Here is a 25,664-nt window from a genome sequence, read left to right on the forward strand (position 1 = left end):
AATATTGAAATTTTTTATTAAAAATTTTTACTTTATTAATAATTTTTTGTTACAATGCGAAATTATTTCATTACAAAGGATAAATATGAAAAAATTTGGTTTTGTAGCATCTGCTTTAATGCTAGCTAGCTCTAGTTTGTTAGCTGCTAATATGACGGTTTTTGACCCTAAAAGCGTTGATCATGTAGAGATCAAAGTTGATTTACTAGGACAAGATAAAAACACTCCAGTAGGTAGTGTAATCGCAGTTAAAACAAACTACGGCGTAGCATTTTTTCCAAATCTTAAAGGTTTAGAGCCAGGACTACATGGCTTCCATGTTCATACAAATCCAGATTGCGGTGCGACAGATAAAGGCCTAGGTATGAAAGCAGGCGGTCACTGGGATCCAGCAAATACTGGCAATCACTCTTTCCCTTGGGATGATAACGGACATAAAGGTGATCTACCAGCTCTATATGTAGCAGCTGATGGCACGGCGACAAATCCCGTTTTATCTCCTAGAATTAAAGAGCTAAGCGAGTTAAAAAATCACTCTCTTATGATTCATATCGGCGGAGATAATCACAGCGATCATCCAAAAGCACTTGGCGGCGGCGGTGCTAGAATGGCGTGTGGCGTTATTAAGTAATTTTAGCTCTTTTTAGGGCTTTTGACTATAAGCCTTTTGGTTATTAAAGGCTTATAGTGGCTATTTTCAAATACCAAATTCGCATTTAAATTATTATAAATTCATCTTTTTATAAATATTCTCATCTAAAAATTTAATAAATATAAAATATATCTTAAATTCAGATATCTTTTTGTTTTATTAATGTATAATCATCGCCATTAATTTATTAGCGTATGGGGGAGGTATTATGCGTTTAAAATTATCTAAATTCGCTATTTTAGCTTGTGTTTCTACCTTATCTACGCCTTTATTAGCAGATGAGTTTTGGGCGAGTGGGGTTAATATAAATAGCGGTTGGAGTGCCTATTTACAACATCCAAATCAGTGTTGGGGTGCTGTAGCTGGAAATACTCTTGGCTGGTGGCAAAAGAATTTGACAACCAATGTGGATTTAAAAGATGGTGCACCACAAGGAAATAAGGCTATCACAGATTGGTTTTATGAGAAATATCCACATATTCAAGGCGGATTACAACCATATCGTGGGATGATCTACTACCTGCAAGAGTTTTCGCCAAATTTTAAAATTTATGAAACTCACAATCAACCAACATATCTTGAAAGAGAGTATGGGCCAACTAAGATTAGTGGAGCACCATTTTGGACTGAGAGATATAACTATCAAAGTGAAGGCATTACAAAATCTTTGATTGAAAATTTCAAAACCGGAAAAGTCGTTGCAGCCTTGACTGATGATACTCACACGGTTACACTTTGGGGAATTGAAGTTGATGAAAATGGCAAGATTAAAAAGGGCTATGTGAGTGACTCTGTAACAGATAGAGCCGGACAGCTTACGCTAAGAGAAGTTATAGGCAATTACGCTCCGGATAATAAAGGCAATGAAACCTTCCGCTTTCTTTATAGCTACTATGTATCTAGCACAAATACATATGTTACAGACCTTTATGAGATTTATAGCATTACATATTTAAGCATTGATGAAGCTAGAAATAATGGCACATATAAAGATACTTCTAATAGAAAAGATTGTCTATTAAGCGTTTTACCAGGTAGTGAGTGGGCTTGTGGAGTCTCAACTAGTGAGGGCAACCAAGGAAACACTGGCAACCAAGGATCTAGCGGAGAAGGCTCCAACACTGGTAACACAACCCCAGAAGGTGGCAACTCTGGTAATCAAGGTAGCACCGGTAACGAGGGCAATACTGGTAATGAGAGTGGCAACCAAAGTGGCTCAAACCAAGGATCTAGCGGCAACCAAGGCAATACTGGTGGCTCTAATAGCGGCAGTGAGAGTGGCAACCAAGGAAACACTGGCAACCAAGGATCTAGCGGAGAAGGCTCCAACACTGGTAGCACAACCCCAGAAGGTGGCAACTCTGGTAACCAAGGCGGTAATACCGGCGGCACCTTAGCTCCAGATGTTGGAAATCAAAGCGGTAGCACAAGTGGCAGTACCAGCGGATCTAGCACGAGCAATCCTAGCATAGAAGCAACCACCAAGTCAGTGCAAAATGCCGTAAGTAGATATGGTGAGCTAAATTTGAAAATTGAAGAGATTGGCGATACTGTATTTTATAAAATTCAAAAAAATGGCAAAGATATAGCTTTGTATAACCCTGATTTAAATCTTCCGCTTGTGCAAAATAAAGGTCTAGTTAATTATGATATTAAAAAAGATGAAAATGGCGGTATAGAGATTATCAAAACTACAAATCAAGAAGCCCTTAAAGAGGCAAATGATGCTTCAAAGCTAAGCATAGATATGAACTATGTTGATATTAACAACCTTAATAAAAGGATGGGTGAATTAAGAGGTATAAATGCAACTACTGGTAGCTGGGCTAGGGTCTTAAGCGGTGAGGGTAGTGCTGATGGATTTGAAAATAGATTTACCCATATTCAAGCTGGTTTTGATAAACAAAGTCAAATTTCAAGCGGTTCTATCTTTAGCGGTATGACTATAACTCATACAAAAAATGATATAGATGGCAATAACGCAAAAGGCGATGTCAAAGCTATCGGAGGGGGATTTTATATATCTGGAGTGTTTGATAGTGGTTGGTATATAGATGCTATTGCAAAATATACTAGAAATAACCATAAAATGGATTATAACTTCCCAAATATGAGCTTAAGCTTTTTAAATACAGATTATAATACAAACTCACTCTATTTAGGTGGGGAATTTGGCTATAGGTTTGATTTTGATAATTTTTATGTTGAGCCACAAGCTGAGTTTGTGTATCTAAATAATAGCGGAGCAACAATAAAAAATCAAAATGGCTTTGAGATGGATATTAAGGGGTCAGACTTGCTTGTAGGAAGGGCTGGATTTAACTTCGCAAGAGAGATTTGGCTAGGACATGTTAGAGCTTACGCTCTTGGAGGGCTTAGCTATCAATGGGAGATGATGAAAAACTCAGAGATAGTTATAGATGGCGAGAGTGCTAAATATAACGACAAAGACTCTAGAATGCTTATGAATTTGGGTCTAAATATGATAGCTAGTGATAATCTAAGGATTGGCTTAACCTTGGAAAAATCAGCTTTTGGTGACTATGATACAGATTTAGCTGTGAATTTAAATGCTAGATATTCATTTTAATTTTAATAAGCGGAGTTGGATTTATTAACTCCGCTTGAGTTAAGAGCTAAAATAGTAATTATTAAGAAAAATTAAATTTTTAATAATTTTTGCTGGGTTGCCTACGACTATTTGGGACTTTGCAACAGAAGCGGCGGCTATTATGGCATTAACGCTGATATTTTTACCAAGCCTAATGTAGTGCCAAAATCTGTATAAAAGGGCAAATTTACAATCACACTCTCATCAACCTTAAGCTAGTTATGGCTGATAAATATGGCGTATCTTATCACGAGCAAGATACGCACCGCTTAGTTTTGCGACCTTTTCTCTATTTATTTTAACTAATTATTTAATATGATTAAAAAGCTCTGTGTTTGGCTTTATGATGCCATCAAATTTTATCATTTTACTACCTTTATCTCTACATTTTTTGAGTTTATAACTGCGTTGAAATCGCCATCAAATCTACCTAAGCGGATAATACCTTCATAAAAGGGCTGATTTTTGTAATAAATCACAAAATTACCCCACGGCGCAAAATACGAAATATCGCCCTTTTTCCCATCTGTGCTTGGCTCATCTCTTATATCAAGCGGTCTTGCTAATTTAGCGTATTTTTCAGCCCCAGCGTAGTCTTTAAGCTCAATTTTTAATGGCAAAAGAGAGTAAAAATCCCTTGATATTTTGCTATCATTTAAAGTGGCAAAAACCTTGCCACTTTGGGTTATAAATACGATTTTCATCTCATTTGCTTTTAAATTTAGCGCCAAAATCAACGCAAAAATTATGCGAAATATTATAAATTTGCTTTAAAAAATTGCTCAAATTTATCAAATGGAATTTTGTCAGTAGTGTTATCATAAAGATCGGTATGAACGGCATTTGGGATAATTACAAGCTCTTTTTTATCGCCATTTATAGCACTAAAGGCATCTTGACTAAAATATAGAGAGTGAGCATTCTCTCCTGCTACGATTAAAGTAGGTGTATCAAGCTCAGAGATATAGCTTAAAATCGGCATATTTATAAATGGTAGTGAGTTTGTGATAGCCCATGCTCCATTTGAGTTTATTGAACGCTCGTGAAATCAACGCTTTGTTTTGTAAAACTGCGAATACTCAGCTACAAATTTTGGTGTTTTGTCAGTGATATTTTCTGGGCTAATTAGATGAGTTTCTTTATCTCCAAGTGCGATCACGCCTGTTTTTGTATCAATAAATCTTTGCTCATTCATCGCTTTTTTCATCTCTTTACGCTTATTTTTATCATCATTTGTGTCGTTATAACCTTTTGCCATAACTCTAGTCATATCATACATTACGCTTGTTGCAACTGCCTTTACTCTTGTATCTAAAATAGCAGCATTTAAGGCAAATCTGCCAAATCCACAAATACCCAAAATTCCGATTTTATCCCTATTTACGATATTTAAATTTCCAAGATAATCAACTGCTGCGCTAAAATCTTCTGTGTTTATTTCTGGACTGCTAATATTTCGTGGTGTGCCACCGCTCTCTCCAGTAAAGCTAGGATCAAAAGCAAGTGTGATAAGACCACGCTCGGCTAGATTTTGGGCGTAAATTCCGCTTGATTGCTCTTTAACTGCACCATATGGACCGCTAATAGCTATCGCACCAGCCTTGCCATTTAAATTTTTAGGCACATAAAGGTTGCCGACTAAAACAATGCCATAGCGATTTTTAAATGTTACTTTTGTGTGATTAATCTTATTACTTTTAGTGAAAATTTTATCCCATTTTTGAGTTAGGGACACTGGCTTTAATGGGGATTTTTGTTCATATTTTTCATTTGCATTTGCTGCGATTAAAGAGGTACTAAGCACGAAAGACAAGGCTAGTTTTGTAAGTTTTTTCATATTTTTCCTTTAAACAAATTTTGTATGATAATTTTACCTATTTTTATTCAAAAGATGGTAGCCTAATTTTATAAAATCCTTGCCTAATTCTACAAATTCCTAAAATCCTTGCGATTTTAGGAATTTCGTGTGAGCTATCGGCGGCAAGTCATACATTCTAGCATACTCGCGGCTAAATTGTGCCCAGCTCTCATAGCCCACCATCAAAGCTACGCTATGAGCATCAAGATTGCTATTTAGGAGTATATTTTTGGCCTCTTCAAGCCTTAAATGCTTTATAAACACAAGCGGGCTTACGCCTGTTATCTCTTTGAAATTTGAGTAAAAAGATGATGATGAGATATTAAAATTTCTTGCTAAATTTTCTATATTTATCTGATTTTTATAATTCATTTTTATCTCATTAATGGCTTTTAAAATAATATTTTTCATACTTCCATTTTGCGTATATGAGCGTAAAAAATCTCCCCCATCGCCACTTAAAAGCAGATATAAAATTTCTTTTTTTATTAAATTTGCTCTGAATTTATCGCTATTTTCAAGACTGATAAGTCTAAATATCGCATTAAGCAAATTTTTATCTAGCTCTCCAAAAAATAGCCCCAAATCTTTTGTATTGTTAAATTTATTAATGCCAATTTCTTTGATTATCTCTAAAATTTCATCTATACTAAATGCGATTTTAAGGGCAAGATATGGTGTTTTTGTGATTGCTGATTTGGCGCTTAGATACATTGGGGCTATTAAGTAGCGACTATTGTCATAATAAAATATCTGATTTTTTATCAAAACCTCCTTTTGTCCGCTTAAAATCACGCAAAATGATGGCTCATAAAATGTGTGGCTAAATTGGCTTTTTTATTAATTTTATAAAAATATAGCCACTCAAATTCACTACTAAATACGCCATTTTGCGGAAATTTATCATCTAAAATATTACAAATTTTATCCATCATTACAATGCCTTTAAACATAGATATATTTAAAATAATAAAATTACTTATACAATATATTGTAAATTGGTTTAATTCATTTAGTATTAAATTTATTTTGCTAGACTTATGGGTAAATTTTTATTGGAGGAAAAATGAGTTTATATAATAGAAATCTCTCATCGCAACAAAATGAGTTTAGTCGCACTTATGAGAGTGAGCAGTCTATTAGTGCTAGGGCGACATTTGTTAAGCAGACTTATCAGCTTCTTAGTGCTTCGCTATTAGCTGCGACTGTGGGGGCATATATCGGCGTTGATTATGTTAAAAGCTTTAGCTGGATGCTTTTAATCCTTGAGCTTGGAATGCTTTTTGGTCTATTTTTCACACGCAAAAATCCAACTTTAGCTCTATTTTTGCTATTTGGATTTACTTTTGTAAGTGGTCTTACTCTAGGTCCAGTGCTTAATACCTATATAGGTGCTGGTATGGGGCATATCATCACTCAAGCATTTTTGATGACTACTGTGGCTTTTGGTGGGCTAACTCTTTTTGCTTTTAATACCAAAAGAGATTTTTCATCGATGGGTAAAATGCTATTTATCACACTAATTGTGATTGTGGTGGCTGGGCTTTTAAATTTATTCTTTCAAAGTGCAGTTTTAGCCACTGTAATTTCAGCAGTTGGTGCGATACTATTTAGTGCTTATATCCTTTATGATACTCAGATGATTTTGCGTGGCGGATATGATAGTCCGGTGCTTGCGGCGGTTTCTTTGTATCTTGATATTTTAAATTTATTTATTTCACTTCTTAATCTTCTTGGTATATTTAATCGAGAATAAACTTAAGCTGCCTAGATGGCGGCTTAACTAAATTTTTAACTTTTTTTGCTATAATCACGGGCTAATTATACTATCAATCAAAGGATACTCGTGAGTTCAATTCTTCTTATTATTCAAGTTTTATTAGCGGTGATTTTGACTATTGTCATATTATTGCAAAAGAGTGCTTCTATGGGGCTTGGGGCTTATAGTGGGAGCAATGAGAGTTTATTTGGTGCTAAGGGGCCGGCTGGATTTTTAGCTAAATTTACATTTTTTATGGGCTTTTTATTTGTTATTAATACACTAGCTCTTGGTTATGCCTATAATCAATCTTTGCGTGATTCGGTAGTAGATAGTGCTAAATTTGACTCGTTTAAATTGCCTGAGGCAGTGCCTACAGCACCATTAGCTCCAGTAATAGATAGTAATACAACAGCCAACTAAAAGGATAGATATGCTAAATGAAATTTACAATAACCAAAAACAACACAACGATAAGGCTTTAGAGGCTTTAAAGCGTGATTTTACCACACTTCGCACTGGCAAGGTAAGTATTAATATTTTAGATCATATTCATGTGGATTACTATGGTAGCTCCACAGCATTAAATCAAGTTGCTACCATCTTAGCTACTGATGCAAGCACAATTACTATAACTCCATGGGAAAAGTCTATGCTAAAGACCATAGCCGCAGCTATCCAGGCTGCAAATATCGGAGTAAATCCAAACAATGATGGAGAGAGCGTTAAGCTATTTTTCCCTCCGATGACAACAGAAGATCGCCAAAAAAACGCTAAAGAGGCTAAAGCTATGGGCGAAAAAGCCAAGGTAGCCATCAGAAATATTCGCAAAGACGCAAATGATGATATTAAAAAGATAGAAAAAGATAAAACCCTAAGCGAAGATGAGATCAAAAAAGGCTATGATGAGGTGCAAAAAATCACCGATAATTACATCGCTAAAGTGGATCAAATAGTAAAAGATAAAGAAGCAGAGCTTTTAAAGGTTTAATATGAATTTAGAATCAATCTATAAAGAGGCTGGAGCATATCTACAAGGGCATTTTTTACTAAGTAGTGGAAATCACTCGCAGTTTTATCTCCAAAGTGCAAAGGTCTTAGAAGATCCGATTTTAACAGGTGTTTTGTGCGATAAATTATTTAACAAAATTTCTCAAGCTGGGGTTGAATTTGATAGTGTTTGCTCGCCTGCTCTTGGTGGAATTTTAGCCGGATATGAGCTAGCTAGAGCTGGTAAAAAGAGATTTATCTTTACTGAAAGAGTTGATAGCGTGATGACTCTTAGGCGTGGTTTTAGCGTGAAAAAGGGCGAAAAATTCATAATATGCGAAGATATAATCACAACTGGTGGTTCAGCCTTAGAGAGTGCTAAGATTATTGAGAGTTTAGGCGGTATTGTAGTAGGCTTTGCAGCGCTAGCTAATCGTGGATTTTGTGCGGTTAGTGGATTAAATAATGAGAAAAAAGATAGTTGTAAATTGCCAGATGATAAGCCGCTTTTTGCTCTTGGTAATTTTGAATTTGAAATTTACCCACCTGAGTCTTGTCCGCTATGTAAAGATGGCTCAAAAGCTATTAAACCAGGGAGCCGTGGCAACGCATGAATAAAGCTATAGCCGCAAATATTTTTAGCAGGGTAAAGGCCTTTATCATAGATATGTTTTTTATCGCTGCTCCACTTTTGTATCTTATGACTTATGCTATTTTAAGCGGTAAAGATGAGTTTCAAAGCAATCAACTAGCCATATTTTTAGTTTGGCTAGTTTTTGGTCTTATCCAATCTCTATTTTTTGCTTTTAAAGCACAAAGCCCAGGATATAAAGCCCAAGGAATTTATCTAGTTGGTTTAAATGGCAAGAAGGCGAATTTGATTATATACTTGCTTAGATATTTTTTCTTTATTACTACATTTATTTTTGGTGGATCGCTTTTTTGTTTTTTTAGAAAAGATAAGCGAAATTTGCACGATATATTAGCAGGGACAATCGTAGTTCAAAAGAGTTATTAAGAGTTTATTTATCTTAATTTGATATTATTGCACTTGCAAATTTAATTAAGGATTATGATATGTCAGTAACTTTCAAAGGTACAGCAGTAGAGTTAGAAGGAAAAGGTGTAAATGTAGGTCAAGTAGCTCCAAAAGTTGAGCTAGTAGGTAAAGATCTATCTACTATAAGCGTGGGCGGAGCAAGTGGCAAATATCAAGTATTAATAGTCGTTCCAAGCCTAGATACTGGAGTTTGTGCTACTGAAGCTAGAACATTTAATCAAAAAGTAGCTAGCAAAAGCAATGTAGAAGCTACAGTTATATCGCTCGATCTTCCATTTGCTATGGGGAGATTTTGCTCGACTGAAGGGATTGAAAATTTAAGAGTAGCTAGCGATTTTAAAGGTGCTAAATTTGGCAAAGAGTATGGCGTTTTACTAGCTAGTAGCCCACTTGCGGGGTTATTAACTCGTGCTATTTTCGTGCTTGATCCAAATGGCGTTGTAGTCTATAAAGAGCTAGTTAGCGAAATCACAACTGAGCCAAACTACGACGCAGCGTTAAAAGCTATCGGCGGTGGCTGCGGCTGCGGTTGCTCTCATTAAGTAAATTTTAAGCGTGATTAAATTTATCATATCACGCTTTTTGGTGAAATTTTAAGTTGTGTATCGCTTTTAAATTTCACCATCTATCGCTATTTTTAAATCCATTTTCTACTATTTTGCTATTTAAAGATTTTTATTATTGTATAATTTTGATAAATGAACTATCCTATAAAAAAGGAAAAAGATGAATTTAAGCCTTAAATTTAGACCAACTAAAATTGAGAATATGGTAGGTCATAAGGAGATTAGAGAGATTTTTGCTAAATTTATAGATAATAAAAATATTCCACATAGCCTATTTTACGGCACGGCTGGAAGCGGTAAGACCACTATGGCTAGGATTATTGCCAAGCAGATGGATTATGAATTTTTCGAGCTTGATGGAGCGAATTTAAAAAGCGAGGATATACGAAGGATTATAGCTAAATTTGATGGGTCGCTTTATTTGCCACTTATATTTATCGATGAATTTCACCGCCTTAGCAAGACCCAGCAAGAGACTCTTTTGATCCCAATGGAACAAAGAAAGTGTATAATAATAGGTGCCACAACTGAAAATCCAAAATTTATAGTAAGTAGTGGAATTCGCTCTAGGATGATGATATTTGAGTTTAAGCCATTATCATACGCAGATTTAGAAGAGTTATTAAATGATATACAAAAAAATATCTATTTTACCATAGATGAAGGTGCTAAGGAGTATTTGATTAGCTCAAGCTCAGGCGATGCTAGAAGTATGCTAAATCTACTTGAATACGCCATAAGCGTGGATAAAAATATAAATTTGGATACTTTAAAAACATTGCGATGCTCTAGCTTTAGCGAAGGAAGCAGTAGCAAGGATACCCACTATAGCCTAATAAGTGCGATGATAAAAAGCTTAAGGGGTAGCGATGTCGATGCGTCGATATACTACCTTGCAAGGCTCATAGCAGCTAGCGAAGAGCCTGAATTTTTGGCTAGGAGAATGGTGATTTTCGCTAGTGAAGATATAGGAAATGCCAACCCAAATGCCCTAAATATCGCTACAAATGCTATGCTAGCAGTATCTAAAATAGGCTATCCAGAAGCTAGAATTATCCTAAGTCAATGTGCTGTTTATCTAGCTAGTTCGCCAAAATCAAACTCTAGCTATAAGGCTATAAATTTCGCTCTAGATTATATAAGTAAAAATCCATCAATGCCGGTTTTACCATATCTTATCAATATAGATGTGGCTAAAAAAGATTATTTGTATCCGCATGATTTTGGTGGTTGGGTAGAGCAAAAATATATGCAAAAAGATATTAAATTTTATAATAGCAATTCTATTGGGTTTGAAAAAACCTTAGATGATTGGCTTTTAAAAATTAAAGGAAAAATTTAAATTCCAATAAAGATTAATAGGGTTTTTATAATCTTAATTTAAGTTTTGATTATGATTAAATTTGCTAGAATAGCCAGTTTGTAAATTAATTGGGGGGGGGTAGAGGTTGCATAGAGAGCTATTTTATATCGCTGGATTTGATCCTAGAAGTCCAAAATACTACTACTCCATCTTTAAAAATAATATAAATAAAACAAGCGCAATAGAGCAAGATCAACTAAATTTAGGCAAACTAAAAAAAGATGAGCTATTCTATTTTGATATAGAGTATAAAGGGTGTAAGACTAGATATAATTTTTTAGTTTGGAATGATATAGCTAGTAAGCATTTTTGTAAGGGATTTTTAGATATTTTTAATGCACTTTTTGCCTCTTTGGTTGGACATCTTTTTTCTGGTGTATCACGCATGGTGGCTAAGCATTCACGCACTCAATTAATCGCTGGATACTACCCTATACTCTCTATTTTATCTATATATTTTTTTATTGGATTGATCTGTTATGTGCTTAGCAATTTTATAGAAAGTGTGATTTTATGGCTAGTAATCTCTATTTTTATACTCTATTTTAGTAGTAAAGCGATATTCTATCTTGGTAATAAAGCTGGGATATTTTGGCTACTTAGTATATATAGATTTTGCTATAGATATGCTAAGGGCGAGATTGATGGCATTGAAGCAAGAAATGAGAGCTTTGCTAATGAGATTATAAAGAGTTTAAAAAATAGTCAAAATATTAGTAGCGAGATTATGGTTGTAGCTCATAGTGTTGGGAGTATTATAGCTATTAGTAGCGTAGCTAATGTGATAAGAAAGTGTAAAGCCCTTGGAGTGGATATATCAAATTTAAAGCTTGTATTAATCGGTGGTTGCACACCTTTGGCATCTTTTCACAACCATGGGGATAAATTTAAAAACGATCTTGAAGTAGTAGCAAACTCTGGTATTACCTGGCTAGATTTTAGCTCTAAGATTGATGGGGCGTGCTTTTTTATGGTTGATTATGTCAAGCTTTTAGATAGAAGTGTTAAAAATTCGCCAAATTTAATATCTGTAAGATTTTTTAAAATTTATGATAAACAAACATATAAAAATATAAGGTATAAGTGGTATGAAGTGCATTTTTTATATCTTAAGGCGACTCAAATTCGTGGTGGATATGACTATTTTTACTTAGTTGCAGATCCTAACAAACTTGAATATAAGAAATTTTAAAGGAGCTAATATGGGAGTATGTCCATTTCATCCAAAACCACATAATAATAAGGCTGGATTGATAACGACCTTCTTGCTTAAACGCAGATCATGGCTAGATGGGCTTTATGTCAAGAGCTATAAGATGAGATCTGGTAGAGTGAAGATGCCTGGATTTGATCTATTTGTAGTAAATGACCCAAATGAAGTTCGCAAAATTATGATTGATAATGTCAAGGAATTCCCAAAAAGCGATCTACTTCACGAGCTTTTAAAGCCACTTTTAGGCGTGAGTATCTTTACTACCAATGGTGAAGTGTGGAAAAAGCAAAGAGAGCTTTTACGACCTAGCTTTGAGATGACTAGGATTAGTAAGGTTTTTGATCTTATGAGTAGTGCGGCTGCTGATATGATGGATAGATTTAGGAAGTATGAAGATGGCTCTATTATCGAAGTTGATGAGCATATGACTTTTGTAACTGCAGATGTTATATTTCGCACCATTATGAGTGCAAAGCTTGATGAAGAAAAAGGTAAAGAGATCTTACACGCATTTGTAACATTCCAAGAAGAGACCGCTAGAACGGCTATTAGGAAGTTTTTTTGTGTGCCACAATGGCTATCAAATATACTTGGAGAGAATAAAAGAATGAAAGCTGGAGAGATAATAAGGCAAAATCTCTCAAATATTATCAAGCCTAGATATGATAATTACGCTAATGATACGCATTGTGATATTTTATCATCGCTTTTACACACTATCGATGCTGATAGTAATCAAAGATTTAGCTTTGAAGAGATTTTAGATCAGGTTTCCATGCTATTTTTAGCAGGTCATGAGACTACAGCTAGTTCGCTTACATGGACGCTATACTGCTTAAGCCTTGATCAAGATGCACAGCAAAAGGCGTATAATGAGGTAATTAGCATTAATAAAGATGGCAAATTTAGTATTTCTGATATAAAAAATATGAGATATTTAACTAATGTTTTTAAAGAGGCACTTAGGCTATATCCGCCAGTTGGCTTTTTTGCTAGACAAAGCAAAAATGATACTAAAATTAGGGATAAGGTATTAAAAAAAGGCTCTGGCGTGGTTGTGGCACCATGGCTTATTCATAGGCATGAGGATTTTTGGGATGCTCCACATGAGTTTAGACCAGATAGGCATAATGATGATATTCCAAAAGAGAAGTATATGCCATTTGGGCTAGGTGAGCGAATTTGTATCGGACAAGGCTTTGCTATGCAAGAGGCGATTATAATTTTGGCTAATATTTTAAGAGAATTTAAATTGGAGTTAAAAGATGGCTTTATCCCTGATGTGGTTGGTAGGCTCACTGTGCGTTCGGCTAATGGCATGATGATTAAGATGACGCGAAGGCAGTGAATTTGAGATTAAAGGAGAAGATAGTTGGGACGGCACTTTTGTGTGTGCTTGTCCCGATGGCTATAATTGGGTATATTTATATTGTTATTGTTGGCACTTTTGGCGATCCAACTCGTGCTAGACAAGGCGTTAGAGCACTTGATCACTTCGTAAATGCGACTATATTTAATGGCTATGCTTGGGAGTCTGTATCTAGCCATGCGTGGAGAATGCGTCATAAAAGATGGGCTAAAATAGTGATATTTATCACAGATAAATTTCAAAAAAACCACTGCCAAAGAGCAAATAAAAGAGAGCAGCCAATTATCGATTTAATGCTAAGCAGAAGACTAAATGAGCAAACAATAGGTAAAAGAAAATTTGATAAAAGGCGTTGATTAGCCATTTATTAATCGATTTTAATGTAGAATTATAAACTACTCAAATTTGGAAAGATTATAAAATGAAAAGATTATTATTAATTTTAGCTATTTTTACAACTTCATCTATAGCTGCGGTGCAAACAGAATCTATAAACTCAGCAAATTCGGTAGTTTCATCTACTCAATCATCTATAAATACACAAGATTTAAACCAAACTACATATAATTTTCAGCCGGTACAAACCGTGTTTGGAGAGAATTTATTTAATGGTAATTTTACGATGGTTAGTCAGCATATCTATAATCCTGATTATATTTTAGCCATTGGAGATATGGTAAATGTGAAGCTTTGGGGGGCGTATGAGTTTGAAAAACAACTTACTATAGACTCTCAAGGAAATATATTTTTACCAAAAGTTGGTGTTATTAAGCTTTTGGGTGTGAAAAACTCAAATTTAGTCGCGACAATCTCAAAAAGCGTAAAAAAGGTATTTAAAGAGAATGTCCATGTCTATGCTGATATGGGAATTTATCAAAATGTATCTGTATTTGTAACTGGCAATGTCAATAGACCTGGTCTTTATCAAGGGCTTAGCTCAGATTCACTTATCCAATTCATAGATAAAGCTGGTGGCATAAATCCGCAATATGGTAGCTTTCGTGATATTATAGTTGTTCGTAATAATCAGCCTTATAAAAAAGTGGATTTATATGATTTTATGGTTGATGGCAAGATAGAGATGTTTGCGCTTAAAAATGGAGATGTGATATTAGTAGGTAGCGTTGGGGCGTATATGAGTGCTAGTGGCGAGGTGCTTCGCTCATATAGATTTGAGGCAAAAGATAAGACAATGAGCTTAAAAGAGTTAGCTAGATTAGCTGGTATTAAACCAGTTGTTACTCAAGCGATTGTAAGAAGTCACGCAGATAATAGTCAAATTCAAATCAATAGCTATCCACTAGCTAAATTCGATTCTATTAACTTAAGGGCTGGAGATGCGGTTGAGTTTATGACTGATCACTCTGCTAGTGAAGTGCGTGTAAATATAGATGGAGAGCATAGTGGCTCTCGTGCGATAGTTATGCCAAAGGGTGCTACTCTTGGAGATTTGATGGATAAGATCGGCTTTAATCCACAATCAAATATAGACGCACTTCAGCTATTTAGAAAAAGTGTGGCTAAAATGCAAAAAAATTTGATTGATTCACACCTAAGAGAGCTAGAATCCATAGCCCTTACTACCTCATCAGATACAACCCAAGAAGCGCAGATTAGAGCGACTGAGGCTAAGGCGATTTTGGATTTTATAGAGCGTGCTAGAATGGTTGAGCCTAAGGGTCAAGTGGTGATTAGCAATAAAGATGATATTTATCAAATTGTATTACAAGAAGATGATACCATCTATATACCAACAAAGGATAATATAGTAATTGTCCAAGGCGAGGTATCAATGCCAGGAGCATTTACTCATGTGGCTAACTCTGATATTGAAGATTATATCAAGATGGCTGGGGATTTAAGCTCTAGGGCTGATAGCAGTAGAGTTATACTAGTTTCAGCCAATGGTAAAGCTGGTAAATTCAAAGCCTCTAGCGGAGAGGATGTCTATCCTGGGGATTCGATTTTGGTTTTACCAAAGGTAGAGACCAAAATGCTACAAGCTACAAGTATTTTAACTCAAATTTTATACCAATTAGCCATAGCTGCTAAGGTGGTTATAGATTTGTAAAAACTATAAATAGAATAAATTTGATTTATTCTATTTAATTATCTTTATTATTCAGGATCATCTGTAAATGGGTTGTTTTTATATATTATAGTATATCTACCAACAAAGATTAAAAAGAGCAATCCAACTAATATAGCTGGAATTGTAATATAAAAAATATCCCAAATTTGGGCTAAAAATAGCTTTGATATAGTAGCGATGGCTAGTAGAATAATTCCTATTTTACCACAGATTGGTAGGTTTAAAGTTGCTTGTCCGCTATGTCTAAGCGATGATACATTAAATACAAAAAAGATAAATCCTATAGTGCTCCAAATGGTAATCCCATGTAATATTGTGCTGGTAAAATTAAGCCCAAATAGCAAATCAACCCCCAAAGCTAGATATATTAGCCCGCTTCCAAATAATAAAATATAGTATATAAATGTATAATGTGTGCTTAGAAATACTCTATGATGCCATTGTGATATTTGACTTAGGATAATTAATCCAGCTCCAGCACAGATAAATCCAGAAGTAGTATTATCTAATCTTAAAATATCGCACAAAGCAAGGGCTAAAAGAGAGATATAGGAGATATTTTTTAAAATTGGATTTGGGATAAATATATATGAATTATCTTTAAATTTTCTATCTAAAGCCAATCTAGCAAGCACAGTACTAATCCTAAATCCAATTAAAATAATTCCACCCATAAAGCAGTGTATTAATGCATAGGGCTTAGGCTCGTAAATAACCCCATAAAATTCAATAAAAGCAATAAAACAAAGAAGAAAAATCAAGCTAAAATTATCATAATTCTTAGCTTTTATCAGCCAAATTAAGGTCGTTATAGCTATAAAGCTCCATAAAAATGCTATAAAAATAGAGCCATTAAAGCCTAAAATTTGAGTTGATAAAGCTAGAATTAATAATATAAATCCAATTACGCTATAAGGCAACAAACTCCCCTTATAATCAGCCCAATCGCTCACAGCAGTAAGCAAAAAGCCCACAAAAGCACTAGAGACAAAAAGCTCTATAAATATAAATTTATGAAATGATATAAAATCGCCAATATTAAATATCAGTATAATTGTCCCAAAAATAGCAAATAATCCACTCATTATAAAAAATAGTCTCATAGGGTGGATAAAAAAATCATAAATTAACTCTTTTAAACTACTAATCAAAGTAAATTCTCCCTTTAAATTCGCTATTAAAAAGCTCTTTTATAAATTTTTCATCTCTATTTTTTTGATTTATTTTTAGAGTTTTTTCTATTTGCATTTGAGTTTGTGATAAAAAAATTATAATATCAGATAGCTTACAAGCCTCATAAGCATCATGAGTAACTAAAATAGCGGCTTTATTATTTGATTTTATGGCTGAATTTAATTTCTCCATTAATATTTGACGCATGGTAAAATCAATACCACTAAATGGCTCATCAAGCAATATCAAATCCCCATTATAAGCCAAAGCTCTAATAAAAGCTACCCTAGCTCTCATACCGCCACTTAGTTCATTGGGATATTTTTTAGCATCTATTTTGCTAAGACCTAAATCGCTAAGGTTATCATATATCCACTTTGGATCTGCTCTTTTCATCACTAAGGCGATATTTTCATAGACGCTTAAACTATCAAAAAGGCGGTGCTCTTGAAATATATATGAGATTTTGCCACTATGATTTATAATTCCATCTTTTGGTTTTAAAATAGAGCTAATTAGCCTTAAAAATGTGCTTTTTCCACATCCAGAAGGACCAAAAAGTGTTACAATCTGACCTAAATTTAGACTTAAGGAAAAATCTTTAATTATAGGCTTTTGAGCTATATAATAGCTTAAGTTTTCAACTCTTAAAATACTCATCAACTCTCCTTAAGCCAAGGCAGAAATATAATCTTTATAGGCTTTATAAAAAGAAAATTAAATAGCAAAATAAACCCAATCATAATCGTAACATAAGCTAAAACTTCAGTAGTATCTAGGTAAGTTCTAGCATCTGCGATTTTAGCCCCAACTCCATCGCTAGCACCAAGTAGCTCAGCCATAATCATAATCTTAATTCCCATAGCAGTTATGATATTTAGCGAATTTAAAAGATATGGCAAGATATGTGGCAGATAGTAGGCTTTTAATCTTTTGAATAAATTTAATTTATAAGCGATACAAACTTCATCTAGCCTATCATCAAGAGTAATCACACTAAGCATAGAATTTGCAAAGCTTAAAGGAAAAATTGCTATAAATACAGAAAAAATCACACTCACACTTCCAATCCCAAACCAAAACAAACTTATAACAATCCATATAATTGGTGGAATGGCTAAAAATATATCCATCAGTGGTTTAAATAATCTAGCTAATGTCTTAAAGCTTCCAGCTATTACGCCTAAAATCCAGCCAATAATAAAGGCAAAAACTATGCTAATAGTTGTTCTATATATTGTTAGTAAAATTTGATTATCACTACTTGCGATAATCTCAAGTGAGCGTTGAAGGACATTAAGCGGGGCTGGTAAGATAAATTCCCCACTAATCTTAGAGCCAATATGCCACACTCCTAAAAATAGAGCTATGATTCCAAGCCCACTAAGTCCTTCTATTAGGTAGTTGCTAATTTTATGAAAAGCGTTAAGTCTTATGGCGTTACCATCTTGTGTTATCATAAATATATCTCTTTGCTAGGCATTTTTCCACCTATGAGTTTTGGATTTATATCATAGATTATGCTAAAAAATCTATCTAAATTATCAGAAATATCTTTACATCTATCCACTCTCAAATTGGCATAAGCTATAGCCTCTTTTATCGCTGGTTGTGGTACAAGTAGGTATTTAGAGCCAAATTGTGCTGCTAGGTCAGGACTAGAGTTTATCCATATTAAAGCATCTTTTAAATCTTGATGAAAAGTATTGAAAAATTCTATATTTTTTTGATAAAAGCTACCATTTACTATCAATCCAGCTTGCGGAATTATAGGGGCTTGCTTAAATGTATCAGCCCATATTTTTTGTATATCTAAAGCTCGTTTTATATCAACTCCATTTTTCTTAGCTGCTAAACCCATTGCCGATCCCATAGGCTCAGATATAAGGATATTATCAAAATCTTTTTTTAAAAACATCATCATCGCTTCAGGTGGAGTTTGGACATATGTGATATTGATTTTGTCTAAATTTATGTTATTTTTTATACATAATGATCTAAAAACAATATCTGGCAAATCATTTTTAAATGCCATAATTAGTTTTTTACCCTCTAAATCCTTTAATGAGCTTAAATTTTTATCCTTGCTAAATATGTAGTTTAATCCATTTGTTAAGATATTTAGCATCTTAATATCAAGTCCTTGATTTGCCAAATTCAGTCCTACATTTACAGGTGAGCTTGATAGCAAAAACGAACCACTTGCAAATCCAGCTCTTAATTGATCAGGATTTCTCCACTCTTTATAGTTTAGGTTTATTAAATCTTTTGCCATTCCTTGCTTTATTGCTACAGCCACAATAAGCGATATAATCGCAGGCGCATTCCAAATATCAACTCTATTTTTATTACCAAAGAGTAAATTTGGAATACTCAAAACACCCAAAGACCCAAGAGCTAAAATCGAACTTTTTTGTAAAAAATCTCTTCTATTATTCATCATTATCTCCTAAAATTTGCCATTAAATGAGACATAAAATCCCCTATCTGGTGCATCCACTGCAGATGGCTCTATGGCTTCTACATGCGAACCGCTAATATATTCACTATATTTTTTATTAAAAATATTATTAACACCAAATCTGGCTCCCCAATTACCCTTAATAGCAATACTTGCATATAGATCAAATATAGCAAATCCGCCTGTTTTATTATCTATACCAAGACCGCTATTTTTATCAAAATCACCTCTATTTTGACTAGCCACAGCTCTCATGGCAGCACCTATAGAGTATTTGCCAAATTTGGTATAATTTTGATAATCTAAATTTAAAGTCATCTCAAGTGGTGCTATTTGATAAAGAGGTCTATTATCGCTTTTATTTTCTCCGTAATTATAATATATATTTGTTTTAAAACCAAAATTTTCTAAAAAATTATAGCTTAGATTTCCATTAAGGCTATATAGCCTTGCATCGATATTCCTAGATATTACATTGCCTTTTGTGGCTATGGATTTACTGCGATCTAAAATTATAAAATCATTAGCCCAATCAGCGATAAAATGCCCTCCAATTTGCCAAGAATCATTATCAAATTTAGAACTCATATAGTCTATGAAATTGCTATTTTTTAGTTTAAATTCAGTTTTTATTCTATTTCTACGCTCTGGATTTAAATTTGGGTTTGATGCCCAGCCTTGAGCGTTTGTGCCATTTAAGGAGACAAATCTCTCATCATTGCTAGGAATTCTCTCAATGCTTTCTAAACTCAAAGAGTAAATTTGAGTATCATCAGGGGTAAAATCATATCTAGTAGCCATGCTTAAAGCGTCTTGATTTATATCTCCATCAAATATATCTCCATAGTGGTTTTGCCATATAATTTGTGGAGTTATATTAGTCACACCATTACTTTGGACTACATCATTTAAGGCTTTGATTTTTGCTTTATTATAATCATATTCTAATCCAATTGATATAGCGTGAGCTGGCGAAATACTATATTTTATTGTATCAAATAGATTAAACTCATCTACTTCTATATCTGGAAATCTATAGCCGTTAAATTTAAATTCACTCTGATTATTTGCTTTGGCGTATCGTTTTGCTATGTGATTATCATGCGTGTAGCCAATTCCAATTAGATTATGAAAGCTTAAAATATCTTTATCATATTTTACACTAGTATTAAAAATATCCCTATCTACTCTCATCTTTACTTGATTTGCGTTATTTTGACGATTTGAGAAGTTATCAGCTTCTCGATCTAATTTAATATAAGAAAGATCAAAATTTAAAGTATCAGATAGATCATTAAACCCAAATCTATAATTAATCTTAGAAACATAACGCCTTGTATATAGTAGATCCATCGTATGTTGAGGTTGTTTATCATTTTTTATATTATCTTCTAAAAAGCTAAATTTAATCTCATTAAATGGATCAAACACATAGCCTAATATTAAATTTACTCCATCTCGATTATAGCCAAAATTAATCTTATCTCCATTAGCACTTCTATATGGGGTGGCATTGGTTGTGTGAGCATTTAATGTAGTATAGAGATTAGACTCTCTAGCTCTTAATAATATGGTGCTATAATTTTTTATGATCAAAATACCCGCCACTTATATGAAATAGATCTAAGGATTTATCAATTATATCTGTAACTCGGTAATATGAAGTGCGAAAAGTTCTATCAAATCGATTCTCTAGATAGTAGCCAAGAGTGATATTTGGATTGATTAATGGTGGTGGAGAGAATTGCTTTAAAGGTGTTATTTCTTTAGGATTAGCTAAATTTTCTGCTTGTAAATTTAAATTTGCAATCATAGTTAAAGCCAAGCAAGAATAGCCTAAATTTTTACTCATTTTTATACCTTAAGAATTAATATCAAAATCAAATTCTAGCTTAGTTAAACTTAATTTAATATAAAAATTTAGATATTTCATCAAAGAAATTTAATAATATCTTAAAAAAAAGAATTTATATTTTTATTAAATTATAAATTTAATTTTTATTCTTATTATGCTAGAATTTAGCAATCAAATTTATAATTAGGCGATCAAATGTCCTCTAAACAACTCTCACTCAAAGCTCTTAGCGTTCCTATATTTTTTGAATTATTTTTGCGGTATTTATCGCTTATTATCAACACCTTAATGGTCGCAGCATACTCAAATTTCTTAGTTGGGGCTATGGGTGCTGGAAATCAAATTTTAGATATTTTTATCACGATTTTTACATTTTTAAGTATTGGTTGTTCGGTTGTAATATCTCAAGCTATCGGTGCTAAAAACAGCTATTTAGCCTCTAAGGCGATACATCAAAGTTTATTTTTAAATTTCATTTTAGGTTTAGTATGTGGGGCTGGGATATTGTGGCATGGGGAGTGGATTTTAGAGCTTATGAATGTCCCACAAGAGCTAATGAGACAAAGCACAATTTATCTATATATGCTTGGAATTTGCCTATTTTTTGATGCAGTTGGGATCGTGCTAGCTTCTATAATTCGTGTTTATAATAGAGCTTATAGTGTTATGTTTGTGACTGTTTTTATGGATGGAGTTACATTAATTGGGAACTTTTATGTATTAAATTTCACTCAAAGTGAGCTTTTTGGCGTAGGGCTATCCACTATAATAGGGCGAGTTTTGGCTATATTAATTTTGATATTTATACTCATTTATATAGTTAAATTTAAGCTAAAATTAATCGAATTTGTCACAATTGAACGAGAAGTAATAGCCAAAATTATGAAAATTGGCGGCTGGTCAGCTGGCGAAAATCTGCTTTGGATCGTGCAATATACAATAGCTTTTGGCTTTGTAGCCAGTCTTGGCAAAGAGAATTTAAGCGTCCAAACCATATATTTTCAAATTTCCTTATTTATAATGTTAATTGGTCAAGCAATCAGCGTCGCAAATGAGATAATAATTGGCAAATTAGTAGGTGCTAAAAAACTCCAAATCGCATATAAACACACTTGGAGAGCGTTATATATCAGCCTTTTAGCCTCATTTTTAGTAGCTCTTAGCAGCTATTTAGCACAAAATCAAACTATGAGTATCTTAAATTTAAATGATATTTTAAAAGAGATTATGATACCTCTATTTGCTCTTTCTATATTTCTTGAAGTCGCTAGAACATTTAATATTATAATGGTAAATTCACTTCGTGCTAGTGGCGATGCTAGATTTTGCTTTTTTAGTGGAGTGATATTTATGTTTGGGATTTCTTTGCCTGTTGGATATGTTTTATGTTTTTATTTTGGACTTGGAATTGTGGGTGTTTGGATTGGATTTTGTGCTGATGAGGCCTTGCGTGGTATGACAAACGCATTAAGATGGAAGAGCAAAAAGTGGCAAGATAAGGCCGTAGTATAAAATAAGATAAAAATTATATTAATCAAATTTAAACTAAATCTGCGTAAAAATATGCTTGAAATATTGCTTTCAAAATATGATAAAATCGAAGTTTAAGTTTAATTTTATTGACAAAAGAATTAAAATTCATTACAATTTCATTTAACATTTTTATCTTTTTGGGAAGGAGGATAAAGTGCAAGGTAATAGTAATAACTCTACATTTATGTGGTTTTTAGTTGTTGTAGCGATCATTATTGTGGCTGCTGGATATACTTTTTACAATGCTAAGGGTATGTCTTATTTTAGCGATGATAGTGCAGCCTGTAATAACTGCCATGTTATGAATGATGTATATGCTAGCTGGCGTAAAAGTGCCCACTCAAGAGAGATAAACGGCAAGCCATTAGCAAGCTGTAATGACTGCCATTTACCTAATGAATTTGTGGATAAATGGATAGCTAAAGCTCAAAGTGGTATATCACACGCTTATGCATTTACCTTTAAACTAGATGATTTACCTCAAAATTTCACTGCAACTAAAATGAGTAAAAATATGGTACAAGCAAACTGCGTTCGCTGCCACTCTCAAATGGTATCAGTAGTGGTAAATCCAACAACAACTATAAATCACGCTAATGAACAGCTAAGCTGCGTTAAATGTCACGCTAGCGTAGGCCACACTCGTGGGTTCTAAGATTGATTTTAGTAATAGAGTAAATTTAACTTTTATAGAAAGGATAGGAGTATGAAAAAGGCTCTTTTGGCGGTATTAGCCATCATTGTTTTGATCGGCTTTGTTTTATTTAACAAAGACATTTCAAACAAAAAAGCTCAGCCTGATATGGCTGGTGTAGTCTCTAAAGATGTGGTGAATATGAGCGATGATGATCCACGCTTTAATGTTTGGGGTAAAAATTTCCCTGAATATATAGATATGTATCAAACAGTTGAAACTGAAGCTCCGTTTGAGACTGAATTTGGTGGAAATCACTCATATTCTAAATTGATTAGATACCCACAACTTACGGTTTTATGGGCTGGTTATCCATTCTCTATAGATGCAAATGAAGAGCGTGGCCACTTCTGGATTCAAGTAGATCAAATGGATACAGCAAGAAATAATAAAGATTTCTTAAATTCACATGGTTTTGCTGGTTTTGGCGGTCAGCCAGCTGCTTGTATGAATTGTCATAGCGGTTGGACAAAATGGCTAGAAAATAACGCTGCTTTAGGCGATACTCCTCGTGAAAAATGGGTATCATTTAATAGTGCAAAATATTGGACAATGATAAAAAATGTCCCAGCATTAGAAGGTATCACAGAAAATAGCCCAGAGCATAGCGGCCCTCATGGCGGTAAAAGAATGGGTGTTGCTTGTGCTGATTGCCATGTGCCAAATACAATGGAACTTCGTGTAACTCGCACTGCGTTAATCAACGCTTTGACAAAATGGAGAGGCTATGAGCCAGATCCTGTAACTGGGGTTAAAGCTACAAGAAGCGAAATGAGAAGCTTAGTTTGTGCTCAATGCCATGTTGAATACTACTTCCGCCCAACTGGTGAAAAAGTCAAAACTATAGGCGAGTCAATAGCTAGTGATACTAGTAAAAAATGGTGGAATGGCACTCAAAAAACTTATGATGAATTTGATAGCTGGAGAGATGGCAATAAAGCAACTGAAATTGAAGTTGATGGTATCGAGCTAGTATTCCCATGGAAACAATGGGGTAAAGATAAGCCATTTAGAATTGAGATGTTTGATGAGTATTACGATGAAGATGTAACTCGCTCTATATTCCCACAAGATTGGCCGCACAAAATTACAAAAGCACCAATGCTAAAAATTCAGCACCCTGAAACAGAGCTATACTCAAGCTCAGTCCATGCTGCAAATGGTGTAAGCTGTGCTGATTGTCATATGCCATATGTGAGAAAAGGCTCAAGCAAAATGACAAATCACAATGTAACATCTCCGCTTAAAGATATTAACGCTGCTTGTAAAAGCTGCCATACTCAAAGCGAAGAGGAGCTAAAAGCACAAATCAAAGATATACAAAGATCAATCGCATTTGATCTAAGATCAGTAGAGTATGCTACAGTAAGCCTAATAAACGATATTAAAAATATGCGTGATAGACTAGGCGCACTTCCTGAGTTTCAAACAGATGGCAAAGCAGATGACAAAAAAATCTCTGCAGTGTTAAAAGAAGTTTTAGAATTACATAGAAAAGGTCAAATGAGAGGCGACTTTGTGGGTGCTGAAAACTCAACTGGCTTCCATAGCCCAAGAGAAGCTAGTAGAATGCTACTTCAAGCTTTAGAAATGGCTAGAATGGGTCAAACCAAACTAAGCGAAATAGCTCTTGAATATGGATTTAGTGATTTTAAAACTAGCAATTTAGGTTTTGAGGATATTCAAAAATTAAATCCAGGTGAAATTCGCTATAAAGTGGATCTAAATGACGCTCGTCAAAGCACAGGTAAAAACCATAAAGCTGGCGATCGCTATTATGAACACAGCAATATAAATGATAACCCAGATGCTAAACTTCTAGAATTAGATAAAAATAACAAACCTTATAACCATAAGGTTCTTGACTAATCCTAGATTTACAAGGTGGGGCTTACGCCCTACCTTTAATATTATCTCTTAGATACAAATATTTAAAATTACTTTTATCCAATTAATATACTTTTAAGTACTATAAATTTAGGTTAATACTTAATTTATAATTTAGCTTTCACTATCTTACCCTTAGTTATTATAACTTTTTAGCGATATTTTAGGCTCTGACACAAGGAGATATACGGTTTAAAAAGGCGGAGTGGTGATTTACGATTTTATTAAATGATAGCTAGTATTGTGTGATTATCGCACTTTATCTTATAGTATATTATGCTAAATAAAAATATCTATTAGCTAAATTTAATGAGAATTTATGTTTATATCTATAAATTTGCTATTATTTTATTTTTAACCAATTGATATATAAGCAAACTGCCTTGTCGCTTTAATTTAGTTATTATCAAATTAACAAGAAGTTAGGCAAATTATATGTAAGTTTAATTTAAACTAAAGTGACTAAGCGTGGTGAGACAATTTATTTTAAATAAAAATTAAAATATTAAAAATTATAAGATTATAAAG

The 25,664-nt window shown here is 33.8% G+C and carries 27 protein-coding genes; 16 read left to right on the top strand and 11 right to left on the bottom strand.

Going from position 1 to position 25,664, the window contains the following annotated elements:
* Window positions 1–85 precede the first annotated feature (85 nt).
* A complete protein-coding gene (locus CSUIS_RS00705) occupies window positions 86–631 on the top strand; it encodes a superoxide dismutase family protein (protein WP_086237084.1) in 546 nt (181 codons plus the stop codon).
* 229 nt (window positions 632–860) lie between these two features.
* Entirely contained in the window at window positions 861–3,242 is a 2,382-nt protein-coding gene (locus CSUIS_RS00710; RefSeq protein ID WP_086296729.1) for an IdeS/Mac family cysteine endopeptidase, read from the top strand.
* A gap of 383 nt (window positions 3,243–3,625) precedes the next feature.
* On the opposite strand, the gene CSUIS_RS00715 is transcribed toward CSUIS_RS00710, so the two are convergent.
* The 5 genes from CSUIS_RS00715 to CSUIS_RS08420 all read right to left on the bottom strand — a co-directional run bounded on the left by CSUIS_RS00715 (window position 3,626) and on the right by CSUIS_RS08420 (window position 6,074).
* On the bottom strand, window positions 3,626–3,967 hold the full coding sequence (locus CSUIS_RS00715; RefSeq protein ID WP_152023638.1) for a cyclophilin-like fold protein: 342 nt from the start codon (window positions 3,965–3,967) through the stop codon (window positions 3,626–3,628).
* 53 nt (window positions 3,968–4,020) lie between these two features.
* On the bottom strand, window positions 4,021–4,245 hold the full coding sequence (locus CSUIS_RS08690) for an alpha/beta hydrolase (RefSeq protein ID WP_418228974.1): 225 nt from the start codon (window positions 4,243–4,245) through the stop codon (window positions 4,021–4,023).
* A 66-nt stretch (window positions 4,246–4,311) separates the two neighbouring features.
* A complete protein-coding gene (locus CSUIS_RS00720; RefSeq protein ID WP_418228975.1) occupies window positions 4,312–5,100 on the bottom strand; it encodes an alpha/beta hydrolase in 789 nt (262 codons plus the stop codon).
* Window positions 5,101–5,199: 99 nt separating this feature from the next.
* Window positions 5,200–5,916: an AraC family transcriptional regulator gene (locus CSUIS_RS00725; RefSeq protein ID WP_086296731.1), complete on the bottom strand. Its 717-nt coding sequence runs from the start codon at window positions 5,914–5,916 to the stop codon at window positions 5,200–5,202.
* Entirely contained in the window at window positions 5,913–6,074 is a 162-nt protein-coding gene (locus tag CSUIS_RS08420) for a hypothetical protein (protein ID WP_192940193.1), read from the bottom strand. Before CSUIS_RS08420 ends, CSUIS_RS00725 begins: the two co-directional genes overlap by 4 nt.
* A 113-nt stretch (window positions 6,075–6,187) precedes the next feature.
* On the opposite strand from CSUIS_RS08420, the gene CSUIS_RS00730 reads away from it, so the two are divergent.
* The 11 genes from CSUIS_RS00730 to CSUIS_RS00780 all read left to right on the top strand — a co-directional run bounded on the left by CSUIS_RS00730 (window position 6,188) and on the right by CSUIS_RS00780 (window position 15,512).
* Entirely contained in the window at window positions 6,188–6,877 is a 690-nt protein-coding gene (locus tag CSUIS_RS00730; protein ID WP_086237081.1) for a Bax inhibitor-1/YccA family protein, read from the top strand.
* Between the two features lie 90 nt (window positions 6,878–6,967).
* Window positions 6,968–7,303 (top strand): preprotein translocase subunit SecG, encoded by a 336-nt coding sequence (gene secG / locus CSUIS_RS00735; protein ID WP_086296732.1) that lies wholly within the window; start codon window positions 6,968–6,970, stop codon window positions 7,301–7,303.
* Window positions 7,304–7,313: 10 nt separating this feature from the next.
* Window positions 7,314–7,871 (top strand): ribosome recycling factor, encoded by a 558-nt coding sequence (gene frr, locus CSUIS_RS00740; protein ID WP_086296733.1) that lies wholly within the window; start codon window positions 7,314–7,316, stop codon window positions 7,869–7,871.
* Window position 7,872: 1 nt separating this feature from the next.
* Window positions 7,873–8,484, top strand: a complete 612-nt coding sequence (gene pyrE, locus CSUIS_RS00745) for an orotate phosphoribosyltransferase (RefSeq protein WP_086242333.1) — start codon at window positions 7,873–7,875, stop codon at window positions 8,482–8,484.
* Window positions 8,481–8,888, top strand: a complete 408-nt coding sequence (locus tag CSUIS_RS00750; protein ID WP_086296734.1) for an RDD family protein — start codon at window positions 8,481–8,483, stop codon at window positions 8,886–8,888. The genes pyrE and CSUIS_RS00750 overlap by 4 nt, the downstream gene beginning before the upstream one ends.
* A gap of 59 nt (window positions 8,889–8,947) precedes the next feature.
* Window positions 8,948–9,472, top strand: a complete 525-nt coding sequence (gene tpx, locus CSUIS_RS00755; protein ID WP_086296735.1) for a thiol peroxidase — start codon at window positions 8,948–8,950, stop codon at window positions 9,470–9,472.
* A gap of 184 nt (window positions 9,473–9,656) precedes the next feature.
* Complete coding sequence (locus CSUIS_RS00760) at window positions 9,657–10,838, top strand: replication-associated recombination protein A (protein WP_086296736.1); 1,182 nt, start codon at window positions 9,657–9,659, stop codon at window positions 10,836–10,838.
* A 106-nt stretch (window positions 10,839–10,944) separates the two neighbouring features.
* Entirely contained in the window at window positions 10,945–12,051 is a 1,107-nt protein-coding gene (locus CSUIS_RS00765) for an alpha/beta hydrolase (RefSeq protein ID WP_086296737.1), read from the top strand.
* A 10-nt stretch (window positions 12,052–12,061) separates the two neighbouring features.
* On the top strand, window positions 12,062–13,420 hold the full coding sequence (locus tag CSUIS_RS00770; RefSeq protein WP_086237073.1) for a cytochrome P450: 1,359 nt from the start codon (window positions 12,062–12,064) through the stop codon (window positions 13,418–13,420).
* A gap of 56 nt (window positions 13,421–13,476) precedes the next feature.
* Complete coding sequence (locus CSUIS_RS00775) at window positions 13,477–13,797, top strand: hypothetical protein (protein ID WP_086237275.1); 321 nt, start codon at window positions 13,477–13,479, stop codon at window positions 13,795–13,797.
* Between the two features lie 65 nt (window positions 13,798–13,862).
* Entirely contained in the window at window positions 13,863–15,512 is a 1,650-nt protein-coding gene (locus CSUIS_RS00780; protein WP_086237072.1) for a polysaccharide biosynthesis/export family protein, read from the top strand.
* A 47-nt stretch (window positions 15,513–15,559) separates the two neighbouring features.
* On the opposite strand, the gene CSUIS_RS00785 is transcribed toward CSUIS_RS00780, so the two are convergent.
* Genes CSUIS_RS00785 through CSUIS_RS00810 form a run of 6 tightly spaced genes read right to left on the bottom strand, consistent with a single transcriptional unit; the run spans window position 15,560 to window position 21,019 of the window.
* Window positions 15,560–16,684 (bottom strand): NnrS family protein, encoded by a 1,125-nt coding sequence (locus CSUIS_RS00785; protein WP_086237071.1) that lies wholly within the window; start codon window positions 16,682–16,684, stop codon window positions 15,560–15,562.
* Window positions 16,677–17,366: an ATP-binding cassette domain-containing protein gene (locus tag CSUIS_RS00790; RefSeq protein ID WP_086237070.1), complete on the bottom strand. Its 690-nt coding sequence runs from the start codon at window positions 17,364–17,366 to the stop codon at window positions 16,677–16,679. Before CSUIS_RS00790 ends, CSUIS_RS00785 begins: the two co-directional genes overlap by 8 nt.
* On the bottom strand, window positions 17,366–18,166 hold the full coding sequence (locus tag CSUIS_RS00795; protein WP_086237069.1) for an ABC transporter permease: 801 nt from the start codon (window positions 18,164–18,166) through the stop codon (window positions 17,366–17,368). Before CSUIS_RS00795 ends, CSUIS_RS00790 begins: the two co-directional genes overlap by 1 nt.
* Window positions 18,163–19,146 (bottom strand): ABC transporter substrate-binding protein, encoded by a 984-nt coding sequence (locus tag CSUIS_RS00800; RefSeq protein WP_180380046.1) that lies wholly within the window; start codon window positions 19,144–19,146, stop codon window positions 18,163–18,165. Before CSUIS_RS00800 ends, CSUIS_RS00795 begins: the two co-directional genes overlap by 4 nt.
* 9 nt (window positions 19,147–19,155) lie before the next feature.
* Window positions 19,156–20,775, bottom strand: coding sequence for a TonB-dependent receptor domain-containing protein (locus CSUIS_RS00805; protein ID WP_192940194.1), 1,620 nt, complete (start codon window positions 20,773–20,775; stop codon window positions 19,156–19,158).
* Entirely contained in the window at window positions 20,744–21,019 is a 276-nt protein-coding gene (locus tag CSUIS_RS00810; RefSeq protein ID WP_086293411.1) for a hypothetical protein, read from the bottom strand. The genes CSUIS_RS00805 and CSUIS_RS00810 overlap by 32 nt, the downstream gene beginning before the upstream one ends.
* 198 nt (window positions 21,020–21,217) lie before the next feature.
* Here CSUIS_RS00810 and CSUIS_RS00815 point away from each other — a divergent pair, with 198 nt between their 5' ends.
* The 3 genes from CSUIS_RS00815 (at window position 21,218) to CSUIS_RS00825 (ending at window position 25,118) form a co-directional block, all read left to right on the top strand.
* Window positions 21,218–22,534: an MATE family efflux transporter gene (locus CSUIS_RS00815; protein ID WP_086296739.1), complete on the top strand. Its 1,317-nt coding sequence runs from the start codon at window positions 21,218–21,220 to the stop codon at window positions 22,532–22,534.
* A gap of 205 nt (window positions 22,535–22,739) precedes the next feature.
* Window positions 22,740–23,210 (top strand): cytochrome c nitrite reductase small subunit, encoded by a 471-nt coding sequence (gene nrfH, locus CSUIS_RS00820; protein WP_086237274.1) that lies wholly within the window; start codon window positions 22,740–22,742, stop codon window positions 23,208–23,210.
* A gap of 51 nt (window positions 23,211–23,261) precedes the next feature.
* Entirely contained in the window at window positions 23,262–25,118 is a 1,857-nt protein-coding gene (locus tag CSUIS_RS00825) for an ammonia-forming cytochrome c nitrite reductase subunit c552 (protein WP_086237064.1), read from the top strand.
* The last annotated feature ends 546 nt before the right edge of the window (window positions 25,119–25,664 follow it).

The sequence above is a fragment of the Campylobacter porcelli genome (assembly GCF_002139855.1).
Taxonomy (GTDB): Bacteria; Campylobacterota; Campylobacteria; order Campylobacterales; family Campylobacteraceae; genus Campylobacter; species Campylobacter porcelli.

Coding starts and splice junctions, on each gene's coding strand:
- CSUIS_RS00705 (WP_086237084.1), top strand. CDS start 86: ATGAAAAAATTTGGTTTTGTAGCATCTGCTTTAATGCTAGCTAGCTCT.
- CSUIS_RS00710 (WP_086296729.1), top strand. CDS start 861: ATGCGTTTAAAATTATCTAAATTCGCTATTTTAGCTTGTGTTTCTACC.
- CSUIS_RS00715 (WP_152023638.1), bottom strand. CDS start 3,967: ATGAAAATCGTATTTATAACCCAAAGTGGCAAGGTTTTTGCCACTTTA.
- CSUIS_RS08690 (WP_418228974.1), bottom strand. CDS start 4,245: ATGCCGATTTTAAGCTATATCTCTGAGCTTGATACACCTACTTTAATC.
- CSUIS_RS00720 (WP_418228975.1), bottom strand. CDS start 5,100: ATGAAAAAACTTACAAAACTAGCCTTGTCTTTCGTGCTTAGTACCTCT.
- CSUIS_RS08420 (WP_192940193.1), bottom strand. CDS start 6,074: ATGTTTAAAGGCATTGTAATGATGGATAAAATTTGTAATATTTTAGAT.
- CSUIS_RS00730 (WP_086237081.1), top strand. CDS start 6,188: ATGAGTTTATATAATAGAAATCTCTCATCGCAACAAAATGAGTTTAGT.
- frr (WP_086296733.1), top strand. CDS start 7,314: ATGCTAAATGAAATTTACAATAACCAAAAACAACACAACGATAAGGCT.
- pyrE (WP_086242333.1), top strand. CDS start 7,873: ATGAATTTAGAATCAATCTATAAAGAGGCTGGAGCATATCTACAAGGG.
- CSUIS_RS00750 (WP_086296734.1), top strand. CDS start 8,481: ATGAATAAAGCTATAGCCGCAAATATTTTTAGCAGGGTAAAGGCCTTT.
- tpx (WP_086296735.1), top strand. CDS start 8,948: ATGTCAGTAACTTTCAAAGGTACAGCAGTAGAGTTAGAAGGAAAAGGT.
- CSUIS_RS00760 (WP_086296736.1), top strand. CDS start 9,657: ATGAATTTAAGCCTTAAATTTAGACCAACTAAAATTGAGAATATGGTA.
- CSUIS_RS00770 (WP_086237073.1), top strand. CDS start 12,062: ATGGGAGTATGTCCATTTCATCCAAAACCACATAATAATAAGGCTGGA.
- CSUIS_RS00775 (WP_086237275.1), top strand. CDS start 13,477: ATGGCTATAATTGGGTATATTTATATTGTTATTGTTGGCACTTTTGGC.
- CSUIS_RS00780 (WP_086237072.1), top strand. CDS start 13,863: ATGAAAAGATTATTATTAATTTTAGCTATTTTTACAACTTCATCTATA.
- CSUIS_RS00790 (WP_086237070.1), bottom strand. CDS start 17,366: ATGAGTATTTTAAGAGTTGAAAACTTAAGCTATTATATAGCTCAAAAG.
- CSUIS_RS00795 (WP_086237069.1), bottom strand. CDS start 18,166: ATGATAACACAAGATGGTAACGCCATAAGACTTAACGCTTTTCATAAA.
- CSUIS_RS00800 (WP_180380046.1), bottom strand. CDS start 19,146: ATGAATAATAGAAGAGATTTTTTACAAAAAAGTTCGATTTTAGCTCTT.
- CSUIS_RS00810 (WP_086293411.1), bottom strand. CDS start 21,019: ATGAGTAAAAATTTAGGCTATTCTTGCTTGGCTTTAACTATGATTGCA.
- CSUIS_RS00815 (WP_086296739.1), top strand. CDS start 21,218: ATGTCCTCTAAACAACTCTCACTCAAAGCTCTTAGCGTTCCTATATTT.
- nrfH (WP_086237274.1), top strand. CDS start 22,740: ATGTGGTTTTTAGTTGTTGTAGCGATCATTATTGTGGCTGCTGGATAT.
- CSUIS_RS00825 (WP_086237064.1), top strand. CDS start 23,262: ATGAAAAAGGCTCTTTTGGCGGTATTAGCCATCATTGTTTTGATCGGC.